At 64.2% G+C, this 17,997-nt stretch carries 15 protein-coding genes; 11 read left to right on the forward strand and 4 right to left on the reverse strand.

From position 1 onward, the window contains the following. Positions 1-85 precede the first annotated feature (85 nt). The 6 genes from ACK8CP_RS02065 to ACK8CP_RS02090 all read left to right on the forward strand — a co-directional run bounded on the left by ACK8CP_RS02065 (position 86) and on the right by ACK8CP_RS02090 (position 8,136). A complete protein-coding gene (locus tag ACK8CP_RS02065) occupies positions 86-1,222 on the forward strand; it encodes a M20/M25/M40 family metallo-hydrolase (protein WP_414834168.1) in 1,137 nt (378 codons plus the stop codon). Further along, entirely contained in the window at positions 1,222-2,787 is a 1,566-nt protein-coding gene (locus tag ACK8CP_RS02070) for a gamma-glutamyltransferase (protein ID WP_414833190.1), read from the forward strand. Before ACK8CP_RS02065 ends, ACK8CP_RS02070 begins: the two co-directional genes overlap by 1 nt. 9 nt (positions 2,788-2,796) lie before the next feature. Further along, a complete protein-coding gene (locus ACK8CP_RS02075) occupies positions 2,797-4,314 on the forward strand; it encodes an amidase (protein WP_414834169.1) in 1,518 nt (505 codons plus the stop codon). 104 nt (positions 4,315-4,418) lie between these two features. Continuing rightward, a complete protein-coding gene (locus tag ACK8CP_RS02080) occupies positions 4,419-5,039 on the forward strand; it encodes a biliverdin-producing heme oxygenase (RefSeq protein ID WP_234628574.1) in 621 nt (206 codons plus the stop codon). Positions 5,040-5,296: 257 nt separating this feature from the next. Next, the gene (locus ACK8CP_RS02085) at positions 5,297-7,771 is read left to right on the forward strand and encodes an ATP-binding protein (RefSeq protein WP_414833191.1); all 2,475 of its coding nucleotides are present in this window, start codon (positions 5,297-5,299) and stop codon (positions 7,769-7,771) included. After that, entirely contained in the window at positions 7,768-8,136 is a 369-nt protein-coding gene (locus ACK8CP_RS02090) for a response regulator (RefSeq protein WP_234628572.1), read from the forward strand. The genes ACK8CP_RS02085 and ACK8CP_RS02090 overlap by 4 nt, the downstream gene beginning before the upstream one ends. 25 nt (positions 8,137-8,161) lie before the next feature. Here the strand turns inward: ACK8CP_RS02090 and ACK8CP_RS02095 are convergent, their stop codons facing one another. From ACK8CP_RS02095 to ACK8CP_RS02105, 3 genes are all read right to left on the reverse strand, one after another. After that, positions 8,162-8,461, reverse strand: coding sequence for an Hpt domain-containing protein (locus ACK8CP_RS02095; RefSeq protein ID WP_234628571.1), 300 nt, complete (start codon positions 8,459-8,461; stop codon positions 8,162-8,164). A 245-nt stretch (positions 8,462-8,706) separates the two neighbouring features. Further along, positions 8,707-9,330 carry an HAD family hydrolase gene (locus ACK8CP_RS02100; protein ID WP_414834170.1) on the reverse strand — a complete coding sequence of 208 codons (624 nt, stop codon included), beginning with the start codon at positions 9,328-9,330 and terminating at the stop codon, positions 8,707-8,709. A gap of 126 nt (positions 9,331-9,456) precedes the next feature. Beyond that, a complete protein-coding gene (locus tag ACK8CP_RS02105; protein ID WP_414833192.1) occupies positions 9,457-10,494 on the reverse strand; it encodes a LacI family DNA-binding transcriptional regulator in 1,038 nt (345 codons plus the stop codon). A 510-nt stretch (positions 10,495-11,004) separates the two neighbouring features. Between ACK8CP_RS02105 and ACK8CP_RS02110 the strand changes: the two genes are divergently transcribed. The 5 genes from ACK8CP_RS02110 (at position 11,005) to ACK8CP_RS02130 (ending at position 16,779) form a co-directional block, all read left to right on the forward strand. Next, positions 11,005-11,910 carry a substrate-binding domain-containing protein gene (locus tag ACK8CP_RS02110; protein ID WP_414833193.1) on the forward strand — a complete coding sequence of 302 codons (906 nt, stop codon included), beginning with the start codon at positions 11,005-11,007 and terminating at the stop codon, positions 11,908-11,910. Positions 11,911-12,054: 144 nt separating this feature from the next. After that, entirely contained in the window at positions 12,055-13,572 is a 1,518-nt protein-coding gene (locus ACK8CP_RS02115) for a sugar ABC transporter ATP-binding protein (RefSeq protein ID WP_414833194.1), read from the forward strand. Further along, positions 13,569-14,528, forward strand: a complete 960-nt coding sequence (locus tag ACK8CP_RS02120) for an ABC transporter permease (RefSeq protein ID WP_414833195.1) — start codon at positions 13,569-13,571, stop codon at positions 14,526-14,528. The genes ACK8CP_RS02115 and ACK8CP_RS02120 overlap by 4 nt, the downstream gene beginning before the upstream one ends. A 14-nt stretch (positions 14,529-14,542) precedes the next feature. Further along, positions 14,543-15,493 (forward strand): sugar kinase, encoded by a 951-nt coding sequence (locus ACK8CP_RS02125; RefSeq protein WP_414833196.1) that lies wholly within the window; start codon positions 14,543-14,545, stop codon positions 15,491-15,493. Continuing rightward, positions 15,490-16,779: a D-tagatose-bisphosphate aldolase, class II, non-catalytic subunit gene (locus ACK8CP_RS02130; RefSeq protein WP_414833197.1), complete on the forward strand. Its 1,290-nt coding sequence runs from the start codon at positions 15,490-15,492 to the stop codon at positions 16,777-16,779. Before ACK8CP_RS02125 ends, ACK8CP_RS02130 begins: the two co-directional genes overlap by 4 nt. 100 nt (positions 16,780-16,879) lie before the next feature. Here the strand turns inward: ACK8CP_RS02130 and ACK8CP_RS02135 are convergent, their stop codons facing one another. Then, the gene (locus ACK8CP_RS02135; RefSeq protein WP_414833198.1) at positions 16,880-17,893 is read right to left on the reverse strand and encodes an NADP-dependent oxidoreductase; all 1,014 of its coding nucleotides are present in this window, start codon (positions 17,891-17,893) and stop codon (positions 16,880-16,882) included. Positions 17,894-17,997 lie beyond the last annotated feature (104 nt).

Here is a 17,997-nt window from a genome sequence, read left to right on the forward strand (position 1 = left end):
TGACACAGCCGACGCACTTTCCTTCTCCGATATTCAACCAGCCCGGCCCGCCCGAAGCGGCGGCCGGTAGAGGAGCTGTCTGATGATGAATCCGCTCGATCTGCCCTTCCATGCGGAGGAGATGCTCGCGGGCCTGAAGCCCTGGATCGAGACCGAAAGCCCGACCTTCGATGCGGCGGCGGTCAATCGCATGATGGACCTCGTGCAGCACGAACTGGCAGCGCTCGGGGGCAAGGTCGAACGCATTCCAGGCCGCATGGGGCTCGGCGACAGCGTGCGCGCGACGATGCCGCATGCGCGGGCGGGTGAGGGGGGCATCCTGCTTCTCGGCCATCTCGACACGGTGCATCCGCTCGGCACGATCGATGTCCTGCCGTTCAAGCGGGAGGGCGAGATCTGCTACGGCCCGGGCCTGATGGACATGAAGGGTGGCAATTACGTCTATCTCGATGCGCTTCGGAAGCTCTTTGCCGCCGGGATCGAGACGCCCCTGCCGGTCACCGTCCTGTTCACGCCCGACGAGGAGATCGGCACGCCCTCGACGCGCGAGCTGATCGAGGCCGAGGCGAAGCGCCACAAATATATCCTGGTTCCGGAACCGGCGCGCCCCGACGGCGGCGCGGTGATCGGGCGCTATGCCATCGCACGCTTCAACCTGACGGCGCGCGGCAAGCCGAGCCATGCGGGCTGGCAGCTCGCCGAAGGGCGTTCGGCGATCGCCGCGATGGCGAAGAAGGTCGCGGAGATCGAAGGCATGACGACGGAAGACTGCACGTTTTCCGTCGGCGTCTTCAATTCCGGGCGATGGGTGAATTGCGTCTCCTCCGTCTGCGATGCCGAGGTTCTGAGCATGGCGAAGACGCAGGAGCTTCTCGACGAAGGCATCGCCAAGATGATGGCCTTCAACTCCTCCGACGGCGATGTGACGCTGGACGTCACACGCGGCGTCACCCGGCCGGTCTGGGAGCCGGATCAAGCGGGCACGATGGAGATGTTCGGGCTCGCCAAGGAGATCGCCGGCGAGATCGGTTTCGAGCTGAGCGCCGCTTCCGCCGGCGGTGGCTCGGACGGCAATTTCACGGGCTTTCTCGGCCTGCCGACGCTCGATTCGATCGGCGTGCGCGGCAAGGACCTGCACACGCTCAACGAACATATCTATGTCGACAGCCTCGTCGAGCGGGCAAGGCTCGCCGCGGCGCTCTACTGCAGGCTGGGTGCGTGATGTCGGAAGCTCTGTCGCGGACGATGGAGATCCGCAAACATGTCGTTGAGACGGAACGCGGCGTCGTCGCCTCGCAGCATCGTCTGGCGTCGGAGGCGGGCGCCGAAGTGCTGCGGGCCGGCGGCGATGCCGTCGATGCGGCGGTGGCCTGCAGCTTCGTCTGCGGCGTGCTCGAACCGTGGATGAGCGGCCCGACCGGCGGCGGTGCGGCCATGCACTGGCGTGTCGACAGCGGCGATGCGCATGCGCTCGATTTCGGCATGCGTGCGCCGGTGGGGCTGAAGATCGAGGATTTTCCTCTGTCGGGCGAGGGGGCGGCCGCCGACCTGTTCCCGTGGGAGCGCGTCGTCGATGATCGCAACGTCATCGGTGCGAAAGCCGTGGCGGTGCCGGCGCTCGTCGACGGGCTGGAAGCGGCGCATCGGCGCTGGGGGCGCATGCCCTGGGCGGAATTGCTGGCGCCCGCCATTGCCCATGCCCGCGAGGGGATGAGGGTCGACTGGTATGCGGCGCTCATCATCGCAACGGCCACCCGCGATCTGGCGCGCGATCCGGATGCGGCGGCGATGTTTCTCGCCGACGGGCAGTGGCCGCGGCCGTTCTCCTGGACGGGGATCGGGGAAGACCGGATCGACCAGAGCCGCATGGCGGACAGTCTCGACATTCTCGCGCGAGAGGGCGCGGCGGCGATGCATGGCGGCGATCTCGGCGCCGCGATGGCGCAGGATATCCGCGACAAGGGCGGGTATCTCACGCGCGATGATCTCGCCGGCAACCGTGCCGCGTTCAAGGCGCCGCTGTCGGTCGCCTATCGCGATGCGCTCTTTCACGCCGTGCCCGGGCTCACCGGCGGGGCGACCTTTGCTGGTGCGCTCGCCGGGCTCGCCAAGACGGAGCTGCCGTCGCCGGATCAGGCCTATCCCGCCTATGCACGCGCCCTCTTTGCGGCCTATCGCGATCGGCTGGAGCGCATGGGGCATGACGGAGAAATCCCCGAATGCGCCGGCTCGACCACGCATTTCTCGGTCGTCGACCGCGACGGCAATATGGTGGCCCACACCCAGACTTTGCTGTCGCTCTTCGGCTCGCGCGTGGTGTCGCCGTCGACCGGCTTTCTGATGAACAACGGCATCATGTGGTTCGATCCGGTCGCGGGGCGGCCGAACTCGCTCGGACCCGGCAAGACATGTCTGATGAATGTCTGTCCGGTGCTGGGCGAGGCGAATGGGCGGCGCTTTGCGCTCGGAGCCTCTGGCGGGCGCAAGATCGTTTCGGCGGTGACGCAGCTTGCGTCTTTCATGGCCGATTTCGGCATGGATCTCGGCGCGGCGTTTCGGCAGCCGCGCATCGATGCGTCGAGCGGGGAGCAGATCGTCGCCGATGCGGCGCTGCCGGCTGAAATCGTTGCGGCTCTGGAGGCTATCGCGCCGGTCAAAGCCGTGCGCCGGTCGATGCTGCCTTATCCTTTCGCCTGTCCGTCGGCGGTGATGGATGAGGGCGACAGGCGCTTCGGCATGACGGAGACGATGAGCGCCTGGGGCGACGCCGTCGTGGAAAGGGAGTGAGCCGTGGCCATGGTCGCGAATTCCAGACCTGATGCGTCAGATCCGGCCGATCTCAGCGCCATCGAGGCGCGGCGATTGATCGGGCGGGGAGAGCTTTCCGCCGAAGAACTTGCGCGGGCCTGCATCGCCCGCGTCGAAGCGATCGATCCGGAGGTGAACGCGCTGGTGGCGCGCGATTTCGACGCCGTGATCGAAGGTGCGCGAAAGGCGGACCGGGACAGGGCGGCCGGGAACGCTCTCGGTCCTCTGCACGGCCTGCCTGTCGCCATCAAGGATATGAACGACGTCGCGGGTCTTGCGACGACGTTCGGCTCCGAGATTTTTCGCGACAATGTGCCGAAGCGCGACGATGCGCTCGTCGCGGGGCTCAGACACGCGGGTGCGCTGCCGCTCGGCAAGACCAACAATCCCGAATGGAGTGCCGGCGCCAATACGCGCAACCGCGTCTACGGCACGACGGCCAATCCGCATGACCTCACCCGCAATTGCGGCGGATCGTCGGGCGGGTCCGCCGTCGCGCTCGCCTGCGGCTACGCATCTCTCGCTTCTGGGTCGGATCTCGGCGGTTCGCTGCGCACGCCGGCCGCTTTCTGTGGGGTCGTCGGGTTTCGCCCGAGTTTCGGCGTGGTGCCGGGAGACGCGCGCCGCACGAGCCTGTTGCCGCTTGCGACCTCCGGACCGATGGCGCGCAACGTCGCCGATTGCGGCTTGATGCTGTCAGTCATGGCGCGTCCCGATCCGCGCGATCCGTTTACGGCCGTTGTGGGCGGCAAGACGGCGTGGAAGCCAGATGATTTCGCCCGTCTGCCGCGCTGCGATCTCGCCGCGCTCCGCTTTGCGGTGACGGAGGATTTCGGTTTCGCTCCGGTCGAGGCGGCGAGCCGGCGCGTGTTCCGCAAAGGGGTCAACGCCCTTTTGCCGTTTCTAGGCTCGTGCGAGGAGACGAGCCCCGATTGCACGGATGCCGATCGCATCTTTGCCGTGCTGCGGTCGGTCATCTTTCTCTCCACGCATGCGGCCTTCGTCGACAAGAGCCCCGAGCTCGTCGGCGAGAACGTGACGGAGAATGTCCGCGAGGGACGGTCCTACAGCGCCGAAGACGTGGCGCAGGCGCTGGTCATGCAGGGCAATTACGACCGGCGCTGGCAGCGTTTTTTCGCAGAGTGCGATTTCATCCTCTCGCCGGCGGTCACGGCGCAGCCTCGGGACTGGCACGAGGCCTATCCGAGGGAGATCGATGGCCGGCCGACGGCGAGCTATTATCACTGGCTGGCTTGCGCTTATGCCTCGACGATCGCCGGATGTCCCTCGATCACGATCCCGTGCGGGCGGGACGAGAACGGTATGCCGTTCGGCCTGCAGATCATCGGGCGACGGCATGACGATCTGCGGCTTCTTGCCGTCGCGGCCGAACTCGAAGCTTTGATTGCCGGCCTGTCGGCGTTGGCGCCGAAAGGCCCCGACCTCGCGGCGCTTTCGAATGCGCCGAAGCTCAGCGCGGCCAAGGGGTTCTGGGATGTCCCATGAGGCGGGGCGGGCGCAGTGAGCTGCCGACGCTGCGTCAGCCGGTCCTCCCGGGTCGGACGAGTTGAAGGGGGACGCGACGGCACGCACATGTTATGGCCGATCTCATGAGTGCTACCGATTTCGCGCAATGTGTGGAACCGAGCCGGGCGAAACGGCTCAAGGCCGCGACGGACGAAACGCATCAGCGGCTCGACCAGACGGTCATGGCCTGCGACCCGTTTTCGAGCCTTGAACGCTATCGGCTGTTCTTGAAGATGCAGCACCGCGTCTTCTTCGACGTCGACGCGCTGTGTTTTCATCCCGAGCTCATCGCTCTCGTGCCCGACCTTCCCGAACGGCGGCAGCTGCATCTCGTCGAGCAGGATTTCGCCGATCTCGGGCTCGTCCTGCCGCCGCCGGAACTGGAGCCCGTCTTCGGCGAGGGCGCGATCGATGTGCCGACGGCGCTTGGCTATCTCTACGTCACCGAAGGCTCCAATCTTGGCGCCGCTTTCCTCATCAAGGAAGCCAAGAAGATCGGTCTGTCGGAGAGTTTCGGGGCGCGCCATCTCGCCGGTGCGGAAGAGGGCCGGGCCCGGTCCTGGCGGGCCTTCACGAATGCGCTCGACGCTGTCGAGCTTTCGCCGGCAGAGGAGGCCCGGGCCGTGGCGGGGGCGGAAGCCTCCTTCGACCGCGTTTTCGTGCATGTCGAGAGCGCCTTCGGCAAGGTTCCGGCGTCCCGCTAGGAACTGCGCGCCGAAGCCCGTGTGTGTGGCTTTGCGCCTGTCGCGCTCGTTCTACACCCTGTCGTTGTTTTTCATGCGTCGCGGCACGCCGCGTCGAGATTTTCGCGTGTCTGTGCCGCTGAGAGAACGCCGCCGGCCAGAGCCTTGTTCGCACGCAGTTTATGAGATTGGCGGATAGAGCGAAGCCGGCCTTGTATTCTTAACGCTTTCCATCAACCTTGACGGGTGAAGATGCCCACGCGGCGAAGGCGTTCAGAATGCTCCAGCTTATCCATATGATCGAGAGTGCGGCTCTTGTGACGCTCGCCATCCTGGCGCTGTCGTTTCTCGGGCCGCGGCTCGACCGGTCGCATTGGCTGAAGGGCGGCGTCACCGGTCTGATTTTCGGATTGACGGGATTGTTGAGCATGGCCGCGCCGATCGTGCTTGCGCCGGGCATCGTGGTGGATGCGCGCAATGTCGTGATGGCGCTCTCTGCTGGTCTCGGCGGCCCGATCAGCACGGTCGTCACGGGCGCGATGCTCGTTGCCATGCGCGTCTGGTTCGGCGGAGCCGGGATGGTCGCCGGCATTTTCGCGATCCTTGTCGTGGGCGCTGGCTCGACGGTCGTCTGGTTCGTCATCAACCGGCGATATCAGGGGCGGCTCAACATCGGCGGGCTCTTTGCGCTTGCCGCGATCGCAGCGGCGACGCCGGCGCTCCTGCTCGTCTTCATCCCGAATCTGTCGGGGAAGATGGCTTTCTCCCTTCTGTCGCTGCTGGTGCCGACCAACTTCGTCGCTGTCATCGTGCTCGGGCTTTTGTTCCTGGGCGATCTGCAGAGACGCTGGGCAATCGCCGCCTATGGCGAAAGCCGACTGTTGCTGCAGGCGATGGTCAACAACGCGCCGGGTGTTCTCTTCCAGCTCAAGGAGGCACGACTGGGATCTGCCTCCTTCACCTATGTGTCGGCGGGCGTGAAGCGGTTCCTCGGGATTGGCGTGGACGAATTGTTGGGGGATCCCACGCATATCGAACGCCTGTTTTCGTCCAACGATCTCGCCCGGGTGAGGGAAAAGCTCCAGACTTCGGCGAGCAGCATGCAGTCCTGGGTGATGGAAGCCGAGCTCGCCGTTCGTGGCGGTGGCAAGGTGTGGGTGCGCATTGCCGCCAAACCCCGGACGGATCCGAGCGGCAAGGTGATCTGGGACGGCTCGCTCTTCGATATCACCGACCGCAAGCGCATGGAGCAGATGAAGAACGATTTCATCTCAACGGTCAGCCACGAATTGCGCACCCCGCTCACCTCGATCCGCGGCTCTCTCGGCCTTGTCGCGGGCGGTGCGGCCGGAGAGTTGCCGCAGAAGGCGGCGAGCCTGATCAACATCGCGCATTCCAATTCGGAACGGCTCGTGCGCCTCATCAACGATATCCTCGACATCGAGAAAATCGAATCGGGGCGCATGCCCTTCGAGCCGATACCTGTCGGACTTCATCCCGCCGTCGAACAGGCGGTGGAGGCGAGCCGCGACTATCTTCTGGAACGCAATGTCGAGATCAGCGTCGTCGACGATGCGCCGGACGCAAATGTCTACGTCGATCCCGACAGGCTGCATCAGGTGCTCACCAACCTCCTGTCGAATGCGATCAAATATTCGCCGGAAGACGGGACGGTCGTCGTCAATCTCTGCCGCCATGGCGGCAATCTGCGCATCTCCGTCATCGACAACGGGCCGGGGATTCCCGAAGCGTTCAGAAGCCGCATTTTCCGGCGATTCGAGCAGGCCGATTCCTCGGCGACACGTCAGAAGGGCGGCACCGGTCTGGGCCTCAATATTGCGAAAGCCATCGTGGAGCGCTCCGGCGGCGACATCACCTTCGAAAGCGAACCAGGCATCCGCACCGTTTTTCATGTCGATCTTCCCGAATGGCACGTCGCCAGCGAAGGGGGCGAGGCCGGCAAGATGCCGGTGCCGGCCGACGCGTCGCGGACGGTTCTGATCTGCGAAGATGCCGAAGACGTCGCGGAACTGATTGCCGAGAACCTGCAACAGGAAGGTTTTCAGAGCACGATCGCCCGCAATGTGGCAGCTGCGCGCCGCGACATCGCCGCCAAGGATTATCTCGCCGTGATCGTCGATCTCGATCTGGAGAACGAGGCAGGGTTGTCGCTCATCCGCGAACTCTGCGATGCGACCGCCAACAGGGGCGTGCCGGTCATCATGATCTCGGCCAGCATCGATGACGCACAGCGGGTGCTCAACGGTTCCGCCGTCGGGGTGGTCGCATGGCTGGAGCGGCCGAGGAACATGGAAGAGTTGCGGCGGGCGGCGTCGGTGATCGCGGCACGTCTGTCGCAGCGGCGCCCCTCCATCCTGCATGTCGAAGACGACGACAGCCTTCTCGAGGTGATGGCGGCCGAACTCGGCGAGGAGATGCAGGTCGTCAAGGCGCGTACGATTGCGGAAGCGAAAGCCGCTCTGTCGCGCACGACGTTTGACCTCGTCATCCTCGATCTCGGCCTGCCGGACGGGCAGGGCGCCTGCCTTCTCGGTACGATCCCGAGCGGGACGGCGGTGATCATCTTTTCCGCCGCCGATGCGGAAAAGGATGTCGCAAAACGGGTGCAGGCAGCGATGACGAAGACCCGGACGTCGGAGAAGGCAATCGCCAATATGGTGCGTAAGCTGGCCTTCGAGCACCGCGAGAAGGATGCGGCCGCGCAACGCCGCGAAATGGGAGCCGTCAAATGAATTTTCGTGTGCTTTATGTCGACGACGAACCGGATATCCGCGAGGTGGCAGCGCTGTCGCTCGAACTCGACGAGGCATTCACGGTGCGCACCTGTTCGTCGGGAACCGAAGCGCTCGTCGAAGCTCCGAAGTTCGAGCCGCATCTCATTCTGCTCGATGTGATGATGCCGGGTATGGACGGGCCGGAAACCTTGAAGCAGCTGAAAGCCGATCCGCGGACCTCCGATGTGCCGATCGTCTTCGTCACCGCGAAGACGCAGACGACCGAGATCGCTCGCTTTCTGGCGATCGGTGCGGCCGGCGTCATCCGGAAACCCTTCGATCCGATGACGCTCGCCGAGCAGGCCCGGGATTTCTTGAGCTGAACGAGACGGCGTCCGGCGCTGCCGTCTATTCTTCCGCGGCAGCCTCGAGGGCCTGAAGCAGGGTTTTGAGGGCTTCGCGGCTTTCTGCGCAGGTGCAGGAGGTTTCCCGCATGGTCTGCTCTGCACGCAAGGCGCGCTCGCTGATTTCGGGATAGCCGAAAGTTCCGCCCGCCCCGGCGAGCGAATGCACGCGCAGGATCAGCTCCGCCTCTTCGTCAGAGGAGAGCGGCTCAATGCGATTGATGAGTTCGTCGATCCAGTCGTGCTCGCGCCGGCAGCGCTTGCGAAAGCGGTTGTGGATCGATCCGGAAGTGGGGCCCGACATCTGCGCTCCTGGAGACGGTGTCTCGCCGGTTGGGTCTATGGCGCTGGCTGGCGGAGACGCTGCCTGCCAGAATGTCTCTCTTTGGATACCATCGCCCAAACTGCAGGGCCACCACGACAGGCATACGCAGTTGCGGTTAAAAAAAGACGGGTAAGTCTCGTAAATAACTAAAGATTTGCCGGCTTAGTAAAGGTTGAAGAGATCTTGACTGAGGACGCCTCGCGAGATGCCCGCGGTGCTGTGCTTCATCCTTCGATGTGGGAGAGCAGGAAGGGCCGCAGGCGCGGATCGTGGTAGTCGCGGATCGCAAGTGCCGCCCCGGCCTCCAGCAAGGATTTTTCCTCAAGGCTCGAGCGGAGGCCGATGGTCGGAACGCCGGCGCGCACGGCCGCCGTCAGACCCGGAATCGCATCTTCGAAAGCGACCGCGTGTCGCGCATCGAGGCCGAGCCGCTGCATCGCCGTCTGATAGGGCAGCGGATCCGGCTTTCCGCGGGGAAGCTCGTCGGCGGAGATCAGGAGGTCGAAGGCGTCGGAAAGCCCGACACCGGCGAGGATCGCCTGCTGGTTGGCGATCGGCGCATTGGTGACGAGAGCGAGCCCCCAGCTCTTCTCGCGGGCCCAGGAGAAAAGCTCGGGCAGGCCGGCGATCGGCTCCGCACCCCGCTCCAGAAGTTCGCGGAACAGCGCTTCCTTCTCATCGGCGATGTCGGCGTGCCGCGAGGTGTCGATATGGGGGAAGAGCTCGGCGCAGATCTCGTCGTTGGTGTGCCCGGAGATGCGGGTGCGAAAGATCTCCTCGTCGATCTCGGCGCCGTATTTCTCACCGATCTTCTGAAAGGCCTCGTAGTGATAGGGGTCGCTGTCCATCACCGTGCCGTCGAGGTCGATGAGGAGAGCGCCTTTGTGCGAGCGGGAAGGGGACAGGATGGCCTCGTCTGGGTGAGAGGTTGAGATGTGCGTGGGCCCCGGTGCTCGGGACCGTGAGCGCGTGCCTCAGGCGGAATCGCGCATGATCAGTTTTGCTTCAAGAAGCGTCGGTCCGGCCGGTTCCGTTTTCGGCGGCGTTTCGTCGGATTTGCCGATCATATCGAGGAGACGTTTCAGGCTTGTGGTCGCAAGACCCGAATAATCCTGGGCAACCGTGGTGAGAGCGGGGCAGGTGTAGCGGCTCAAGGGATGATCGTCGTGGCCCGCGACCCGGAGATCGGCGTCGGCGCTGCGGCCGATCTTGAGACCGCTCTGATAGGCGGCCGCCATGACGCCGAAGGCGAGGCGGTCGTTGGCGCAGAGAACCGAGCGCGTCGGAAAGCCGCCGCGGGCGAGGATCTTGTTGGTTTCCTCAAAGCCGACGGTCTCAAAATCCCAGTCGGCGGATTCCACGGACAGCACATGCGCCTCGAAGCCGAGATTGGCCATCGCCCGTTCATAGGCGGCGCGGCGTTCCGTGGCGTTGCGGTTGACGCGCGGCATTTCGAGAAAGCAGGGGCGCTCGCCGGTGCGGCAGAGATATTCCACCATCAAGGAGATGCTCTGCGCATTGTCGGTGCCGACGAAGGGCTGGTCTTCGGCAGCGCGCGAATCGAGGAAGACGAGCGGCATCGCCTGGCGCAGCTCGCGGATGAGGCCGGCGTCGGATTCGTAGCCGAGCGGCGCGACGATGGCTCCGGAGAGTTTCAGCGATTGCAGCATCTGGATGGCTTTCGCCTCCAGATCCGGCTCGCCGTGCGAGCTCAACACGATCGCCCAATAGCCCTGGCGAAGGCTCGAGATCTCGATCTGCCTGACGATCTCCGCATAGAACGGGTCGGAGATGTGGGGGACGATGACGCCGATGTTGCGCGGATTGCGGCGGTTCAGGTTCACCGCGAAAATGTTCGGCTGATAATTGTGGCGCGCCAGCGCCTCCTCGATGCGCTGCCGGGTGGAGGCGCGCACGGAACTCGGGTCCTGAAAGTACTTGGAGATGGTCGGACGGGAGATGCCGGCGGCGACCGCGAAATCCTCCATGTTCCTGATTTTCTTGCCGCTCATCGGGAGGTTCCGCAGCTGTCTTTGTCGAGGTTGGCGTTGCTTTTGGCCGGCCAGGAGATTCGGACGGCGAAGGAATTCGGCATGATTGAACCGATTTCCGGCTCAATCCAAAACGAAGACAATCGGCCACGCTCCTTTTTGCCGTGACGAGAGGAGGGCGGTCACGGACAAGTTATCTGGCACGCGACATTTCAATTCTTTACGCGCGACAAATTTAAATTGACATTTTGTCCCATGAAGTGTCATCTGGCGTCAATAACAATTTGATGAAAGGAGGCGCGGCCCGTGCCCGCGCATGTGCCGGTTCAGATTTCTCGCGGTCCCGTTTTCGCCTCTCTAGGCACGGCTTTCGCCGCTGCCGGTGACGCGCGCTGAGATGACCCGAAGATCGGAAGCTGGCGCCTCGGCGTGACGAGAAAAGCCGTTCGCGACAAAGCCAGTGATCGGGCGCCGTTCATGCTCGCCATCAGGAAAGGCGGAGCGCACCGCCCGATAATCAGGAGGAAGCCTATGTTCAGAAGTTTCGTTTCGAAGTCCCTGCTCGCCGCCGGGATCGCGCTCGCCGGGTTCGCCGGTCCGGCATCTGCCGAGGGGATCGGGGCTTCGCTCCTGACCCAGCAGCATCCGTTCTACATCGCGCTCGCCGATGCCATGCGCGCCGAGGCGCAGGCCGAAGGCGTGCCGCTCGAGATCAAGATCGCCAACCAGGATCTCAACAAGCAGTTCGCCGACGTCGAGGATTTCATCACCAAGGGCGTCGACGTCCTCATCATTTCCCCGGTCGATTCCACCGGCGTGCGCACCGTCATCGGGCGGGCCCAGAAGGCCGGCATCAAGGTCATCACCGTCGACGTGCCGGCGAAGAACGTCGAGGTCACCTCCTATGTCGGCACCGACAATTATGCCGGCGGCGTGAAGGCCGGCGAGCTCATGGCCAAGATGATCGGCGACAAGGGCAAGGTCGCCATCATCGACTATCCGATGGTCGCCTCGGTCGTCGCCCGCACCGATGGCTTCAAGAAGGCGATGGAATCGCATCCCGACATCGAGATCGTGGCGCAGCAGGCCGGCATCACCCGCTCGGAAGCTCTGACGACCGCGCAGAACATTTTGCAGGCGCATCCCGATCTCGACGGCATTTTCGGCTTTGGCGATGACGCGGCTCTGGCTGCGGCTTCGGCTGTCGCTTCCGCCGGGCTTCAGGACCAGGTGAAGGTCATCGGCTTCGACGGCATGAAAGAGGCCCGCGACGCGGTCGCCAGCAATCCCGTCATGGTGGGCGTGATCGCCCAGTATCCCGACGAGATGGGCAAGGTCGCGGTCGAGACGGCCGTCAAGGTCATGAACGGCGAAGAGGTTGCGGCCGAGCAGCCGATCGAGCCGGGCGTCGTCACCAAGGACGGCGAGACCAAGTAGCGAGAAGAGGTCAGGAGAGAGCCGCCCCCCACTCTCTCCTCCTGTGCCCCGCGCCCACCCTCTCATCTGGTGGGCGCGGGCACTTCCTCGCCCCCTGTCAGCGTTCCTGTCAGCCTTCCTGCCAGCTTCGGCGGAGCTTTCGCCATGACCGCCCCCCAAGACGAGACGGTTCTCGACATCCGCAACGTGACCAAGACCTTCGGGCCGGTCACGGCGCTCAAAGACATGACGCTCTCGGTGAAGAAGGGGCGCGTCCACACGCTCATCGGCGAAAACGGCGCCGGCAAGAGCACCTTGATGAAGATTCTTGCCGGGGTGCATCCGCAGACCTCGGGCGAGATTACCTTCAAGGGCGAGCCTTATCGCCCGAAGAGCCCGCGCGAGGCGCGGCTTTCGGGCCTGACGATCGTCTTCCAGGAGCTGAGCCTGTGCCGCCACATGACGGTGGCGGAGAACATTTTCGCGACGCACGAGCCAAACCGCTTCGGCTTCATCGATGACGCGGAACTGGTGCGCAAGGCCGAAGAGCTGATCGAAGAGCTCGGCCTGCCGATCAAGGCCCGCGCCAAAGTGAGCCAGCTTTCGATCGCTCGCCGCCAGCTCGTCGAGATCGCCAAGGGGCTGAGCTATCCCGCTGATCTCGTCATCCTCGACGAGCCGACCTCGTCGCTGTCGGAAAGCGAAGCGGAAATCCTGTTCTCGCTGATCGGGCGCCTCAAGGAGAAGGGCGTCACGGTCATCTATATCTCGCACCGCATGGAAGAGATCATGCGGCTTTCCGACGACATCACCGTCATCCGCGACGGCGAACTCGTCGGCACGATGGCGCGCGAAGAGACGAGCATCGACAGGCTGATCGCGATGATGGTGGGACGCGAGATGCACGACATCTACCCGCCGCGCGTGGCGCCGAAGCCGGGACCAGAGGTCGAGCCGATCCTGCGCGTCGATGGGCTGAACGGCGGCCATCTCTTCCACGACGTGACGTTCGATGCCCGGCCCGGCGAGGTGCTCGGCTTCTTCGGGCTGGTCGGCTCGGGTCGGTCCGACGTCATGAATGCGCTTTTCGGCGTGAAGCGGCCGGAAGGCGGCGAGATTTTTCTCGATGGCAGGAAGATCCGGCCGCGCTCGCCCGACGATGCGATCCGGCACGGCATCGCCTTCCTCACCGAAAACCGCAAGGAAGAGGGGCTCGTTCTCGCTCATACGGTGGAGCGCAACATCAACATGGTGTCGCTCGGCGATATCTCGAACGCCTTCGGGTTTGCCAGGCGCTCCGCCGAGCGCCGTGCGGCCGAAGACGAGGTCGCGCGGCTGACGATCAAGACCGACACGATCGATACGCCGGCCGCGAACCTTTCCGGCGGCAACCAGCAAAAGATCGTGCTCGCCAAATGGCTGCGCATCAAGCCGCGCATCCTGATCCTCGACGAGCCGACGCGCGGCGTCGATGTCGGGGCGAAATTCGAGATCTACCGCATCATCCGGCAATTGGCCGCCGACGGCGCCGCCATCCTGATGGTGTCTTCCGATCTGCCGGAAGTGCTCGGCCTCTCCGACCGGCTCGTCATCATGCACGACAAGAAGGTCGCCAACATCCTCGACGGGGAGGGGCTCACGCCTGAGACCGTCATGACCTACGCCGCAGGAATGCAATCATGAAGAGCTTCGTCTCGAAATTCACCTCGGCGCCGGCCGTTCGCGAATATGGCGGGATCGTCGCGTCGCTGATCGTCCTCTGTGTCGTCTTTTCGATGCTGAGCCCGCGCTTTCTCGTCTTCTACAACCTGCTCAACATCGTGCAGCAGGTGTCGGTGGTGGCGGTGCTCGCCTTCGGCATGACCTATGTCATCCTGCTCGGCGAGATCGATCTGTCCGTCGGCTCGATCCTGGCGGTCGCCGGCATGGTGGCCGCGCAATGTTTCGCCATCGGTTTGGGCTTCTGGCCGACGCTCGGGCTGACGCTTCTTTCGGGCGCGATCATGGGTGCCTTCAACGGCGTGCTCGCGGCCTATCTGTTGCTGCCGTCCTTCATCGTGACGGTGGCGACGATGGGCATTTTTCGCGGACTCGTGTCGCTGCCGACGGGTGGCCTACCGGCGCCGATCAACAACGATGCCTGGCTCGCGATCGGGGCTGAGAACTGGCTCGGCCTGCCGATCATCATCTGGATCGTGCTCGCGCTCTTCGCCTTCAATTTCGTGCTTCTCGCCAAGACCGTGTTCGGCCGGCGCGCCTATCTCGCCGGCGGCAACAAGGAAGCGGCGGTCTATTCCGGCATCCGGGTGAAGCGCATCAAGGTGATCATCTTCACCATTTCCGGCGTGATGGCGGCCGTCGGCGGCATCCTTCTGTCGTCGCGTCTCGGCTCGGCGCAGACCAATGCCGGTCTCGGCTACGAGCTCGATGCGATCGCGGCCGCCGTGCTCGGCGGGACCAGCCTCGCCGGCGGCGTCGGCACCATGGTCGGCACGCTTCTCGGCGCGCTCATCATCGGCATCATCAACAACGGCATGAGCCTTCTGTCGGTGCCGTATTTCTACCAGCTCATCGTCAAGGGCCTCGTCATTCTGCTGGCGGTGTGGATCGACGTGCGCTCCAAAACCAACCGCGGCTGAAGTCCGCTCGTCTCATGAAAAAGATCGTCACCATCGGCGAAGTGCTCGTCGAGATCATGGCCGAGGAGCGCGGCAACGGCTTTCTGGAGCCGATCACGCTCGTCGGGCCTTTTCCCTCCGGCGCGCCCGCCATCTTCATCGATCAGGTCGCAAAACTCGGCCAGCCTTGCGGCCTCATCAGCGCCGTCGGCCCGGACGATTTCGGCACCGTCAATGTCGAGCGGCTGAAGGCGGACGGGGTCGATGTCTCCGCCATCGCCGTCATTCCCGATGCCGTCACCGGCTCCGCCTTCGTGCGCTACCGCGAGGACGGCAACCGCAATTTCATCTTCAATATCCGGCACTCGGCCTGCGGACAGGTGAGCCTCGATCGGGGCGTCGAAAAGATGCTGGGCGAGGCGGACCATCTGCATGTGATGGGCTCGTCGCTCTTCTCCGACGAGATCATTTCCTTGATCCGCATCGCGGTCGAGCGGGTGAAGGCGAAAGGCGGCAGCGTCTCCTTCGATCCCAATATCCGCAAGGAGATGCTGGATTTTCCGGGCATGCGGGAGGCGCTCGTCCATATCTTCGAGAATGCCGACATCTTTCTGCCGAGCGGCGAGGAGCTCTTCCTCTTCACCGAGGCGAAGGAGGAGGAAGCGGCGATCGCCGAAATCCTGACGCGCGGCACCAAGGCCGTGGTCATCAAACGCGGCGCCGAGGGAGCGAGCTATTTCGATGCCTCCGGCGAGACGCGGGTGCCGGCGTTTTCCGTCGAGGAGATCGATCCGACCGGGGCCGGCGACAGCTTTGGCGCCACGTTCGTGACCTTTTGGCTGCGCGGCGTCTCGCCCGGAGACGCGCTGTTGATGGCGAATGCGAGCGGGGCGCGCGCCGTCGGCGTCAAAGGGCCGATGTCGGGCACGTCGACGGGCGCCGAGCTTGAAGACTTCATCGAACGACACAAAGGCACAAGGGCATGAGCACGGCCTATCTGGCGAGCCTGCCAAGGCGGCATCAGGCACATGAGAATGTCGGCATTTCCTCCATCTGCTCGGCGCATCCGATGGTCATCGAGGCGACGCTTCGCCATGGCCTGAAGGCCGGCGGGCCGGTTCTGATCGAGGCGACCTGCAACCAGGTCAATCACGAGGGTGGCTATACCGGCATGACGCCGGCGGATTTCCGCCGCTTCGTCGAAGAGATCGCCGCAAAGGTCGGCTTCGACACGAGCCGGCTGATCCTGGGCGGCGATCATCTCGGTCCCAATCCCTGGAAGAGCCTTCCGGCCGAAGAGGCGATGGGCAAGGCCGAGGCCATGGTGGAGGCCTTCGTGAAGGCCGGTTTCACCAAGATCCATCTCGACACCTCAATGGGATGTGCCGGGGAGAGTGTGGCGCTCGCCGACGAGGTGACGGCGGAACGCGCGGCGCGGCTTGCTGCCGTCTCGGAGACGACGGCGAAGGCATCGGGCTTCGATCTTCCGGTCTATGTCATCGGCACGGAAGTGCCGATCCCGGGCGGGGCGATGGAAGAGATCGAAGAGCTGGCCGTCACCGATCCGGAAGCGGCACTTGCCACCGTCGAGGTGCATCGTGCGGCTTTTGCGGCGCGTGGGCTCGAAGACGCGTTCGCGCGCGCCATCGGCGTCGTCGTGCAGCCCGGTGTCGAATACGGCAACGAGAACATCGTTTTCTACGACCGGGCGAAGGCGGCCTCGTTGAGTGCGGTCCTGTCGAAGATGCCGCAATTCGTCTTCGAGGCGCATTCGACCGATTATCAGCCGGTGGAGCTTCTGGCGGGCCTAGTCGACGATGGCTTTCCGATCCTGAAGGTCGGGCCGGCGCTCACCTTCGCCTATCGCGAGGCGCTTTACGGGCTCGATCAGATTGCGGTCGAGCTCGACGGGCTTTCGCCTGAAGAGACGCTGAAGCACGCGATGGAAGAGGTGCTCGTCGGCGATCCGCGCGAATGGGCGAAATATTATCACGGCAGCGAGGCGGAGAAGCGCATCAACCGGCATTTCAGCTATTCCGACCGCATCCGCTATTACTGGCCGCAGCCGAAGGCCGTTGCCGCGGTGACGACGCTTCTGACGCGTCTCAAGGGCCGGCAATTGCCGCTGCCGCTCATCAGCCAGTATCTCGGCGCGCTCTATCCGGCGGTGGCGGAGGGACGGCTTGCGGCGACGCCCGAGGCCCTGATCCTCGCCAATATCGACCGCGTCGTGTCCACCTATGCCGCGGCGGCGCGCACGCCCGCCGTGTGATTTTTTTCAGGCGTTGCGGTCTCGGTCGCAGCGTCTTTCCGTGATGACAAAGCCCCCGCCGCGGCGGGGGCTTTTTTCGTGATGGCGTGTTTTCGTCGGCTCAGGCGACTTTGACGATCAGCTTGCCGAAATTCTTGCCTTCCAGAAGGCCGATGAAGGCCTCCGGCGCCTTGTCCAGTCCTTCGACGATATCTTCCTTGTAGCGGATGCGTCCGTCCGCGACCCAGCTGCCCATCTCTTTGAGGAAGTCCGGCATCTGATCCTTGAATTCCGTCTGGATGAAGCCGCGGATGGTGAGGCTCTTCGTCAGAACGTCACGCATCAAACCCGGCAGCTTGTCCGGTCCCTCGAACGGGCCGGTGGCGTTGTATTGCGAGACGAGGCCGCAGACGGGCATGCGCGCATAAAAGTTGAGAAGCGGGCGCACCGCCTCGAAGACGGCACCGCCGACGTTTTCGAAATAGACGTCGATGCCGTCCGGGCAGGCGGCTTTCAGATCCTCCGCGAAGCTTTCGGAGCGATGGTCGATCGCCGCGTCGAAGCCGAAGTCTTCCGTGAGCGCCCGGCATTTTTCCGGTCCGCCGGCGATGCCGACGGCACGCGCGCCCTTGATCTTGGCGATCTGGCCGACGGCGGAGCCGACGGGCCCGGTCGCCGCGGCAACGACGACCGTCTCGCCTTCTTTCGGCTTTCCGAGCGTCAGAAGCCCCGCATAGGCGGTGAAGCCCGGCATGCCGAGCACGCCGACGGCGGTGGTGACGGGCACTTTTTCGGGATCGAGTTTGCGCAGATGAGCGGCCTTTGCGACCGCATGCGTCTGCCAGCCGGAATACGAGAGGACCATGTCGCCGGCTGCGAAATTCGGGTCGCGGCTTTCCACGACCTCCGCCACGGTGCCGCCTTCCATCACGGCGCCGACCTCGACCGGGGCGGCGTAGGATTTCGCCGCGCTCATCCGCCCGCGCATATAGGGATCGAGCGAGAGGTAGCGGACCTTGAGGAGGACTTCGCCCTCCTTCGGCGCCGGCACGGGTGCGGTCTCCGTGCGGAAATTCTCTGGCGTCGGCCGGCCCTCGGGGCGTGACGCGAGGAGGATCTGCGTGCTTTCTATCATGGGATGAACCTGATTGAGATGTGAGTGGATCTGTTGCTCCATCTATGCCGCATGCGTGCCTTGGCGAGGCCTCACTGGGTCTCAGACGACATTCGGCGGCGGGA

Origin of the sequence: Afifella sp. YEN Y35 (genome assembly GCF_047553465.1) — a bacterium.
Classification (GTDB): domain Bacteria; phylum Pseudomonadota; class Alphaproteobacteria; order Rhizobiales; family Afifellaceae; genus Afifella; species Afifella aestuarii.

Coding starts and splice junctions, on each gene's coding strand:
- ACK8CP_RS02075 (WP_414834169.1), top strand. CDS start 2,797: ATGGTCGCGAATTCCAGACCTGATGCGTCAGATCCGGCCGATCTCAGC.
- ACK8CP_RS02130 (WP_414833197.1), top strand. CDS start 15,490: ATGAGCACGGCCTATCTGGCGAGCCTGCCAAGGCGGCATCAGGCACAT.
- ACK8CP_RS02080 (WP_234628574.1), top strand. CDS start 4,419: ATGAGTGCTACCGATTTCGCGCAATGTGTGGAACCGAGCCGGGCGAAA.
- ACK8CP_RS02070 (WP_414833190.1), top strand. CDS start 1,222: ATGTCGGAAGCTCTGTCGCGGACGATGGAGATCCGCAAACATGTCGTT.
- ACK8CP_RS02095 (WP_234628571.1), bottom strand. CDS start 8,461: ATGTCGGGCCCCACTTCCGGATCGATCCACAACCGCTTTCGCAAGCGC.
- ACK8CP_RS02125 (WP_414833196.1), top strand. CDS start 14,543: ATGAAAAAGATCGTCACCATCGGCGAAGTGCTCGTCGAGATCATGGCC.
- ACK8CP_RS02065 (WP_414834168.1), top strand. CDS start 86: ATGAATCCGCTCGATCTGCCCTTCCATGCGGAGGAGATGCTCGCGGGC.
- ACK8CP_RS02105 (WP_414833192.1), bottom strand. CDS start 10,494: ATGAGCGGCAAGAAAATCAGGAACATGGAGGATTTCGCGGTCGCCGCC.
- ACK8CP_RS02115 (WP_414833194.1), top strand. CDS start 12,055: ATGACCGCCCCCCAAGACGAGACGGTTCTCGACATCCGCAACGTGACC.
- ACK8CP_RS02090 (WP_234628572.1), top strand. CDS start 7,768: ATGAATTTTCGTGTGCTTTATGTCGACGACGAACCGGATATCCGCGAG.
- ACK8CP_RS02085 (WP_414833191.1), top strand. CDS start 5,297: ATGCTCCAGCTTATCCATATGATCGAGAGTGCGGCTCTTGTGACGCTC.
- ACK8CP_RS02100 (WP_414834170.1), bottom strand. CDS start 9,330: ATGGACAGCGACCCCTATCACTACGAGGCCTTTCAGAAGATCGGTGAG.
- ACK8CP_RS02110 (WP_414833193.1), top strand. CDS start 11,005: ATGTTCAGAAGTTTCGTTTCGAAGTCCCTGCTCGCCGCCGGGATCGCG.
- ACK8CP_RS02135 (WP_414833198.1), bottom strand. CDS start 17,893: ATGATAGAAAGCACGCAGATCCTCCTCGCGTCACGCCCCGAGGGCCGG.
- ACK8CP_RS02120 (WP_414833195.1), top strand. CDS start 13,569: ATGAAGAGCTTCGTCTCGAAATTCACCTCGGCGCCGGCCGTTCGCGAA.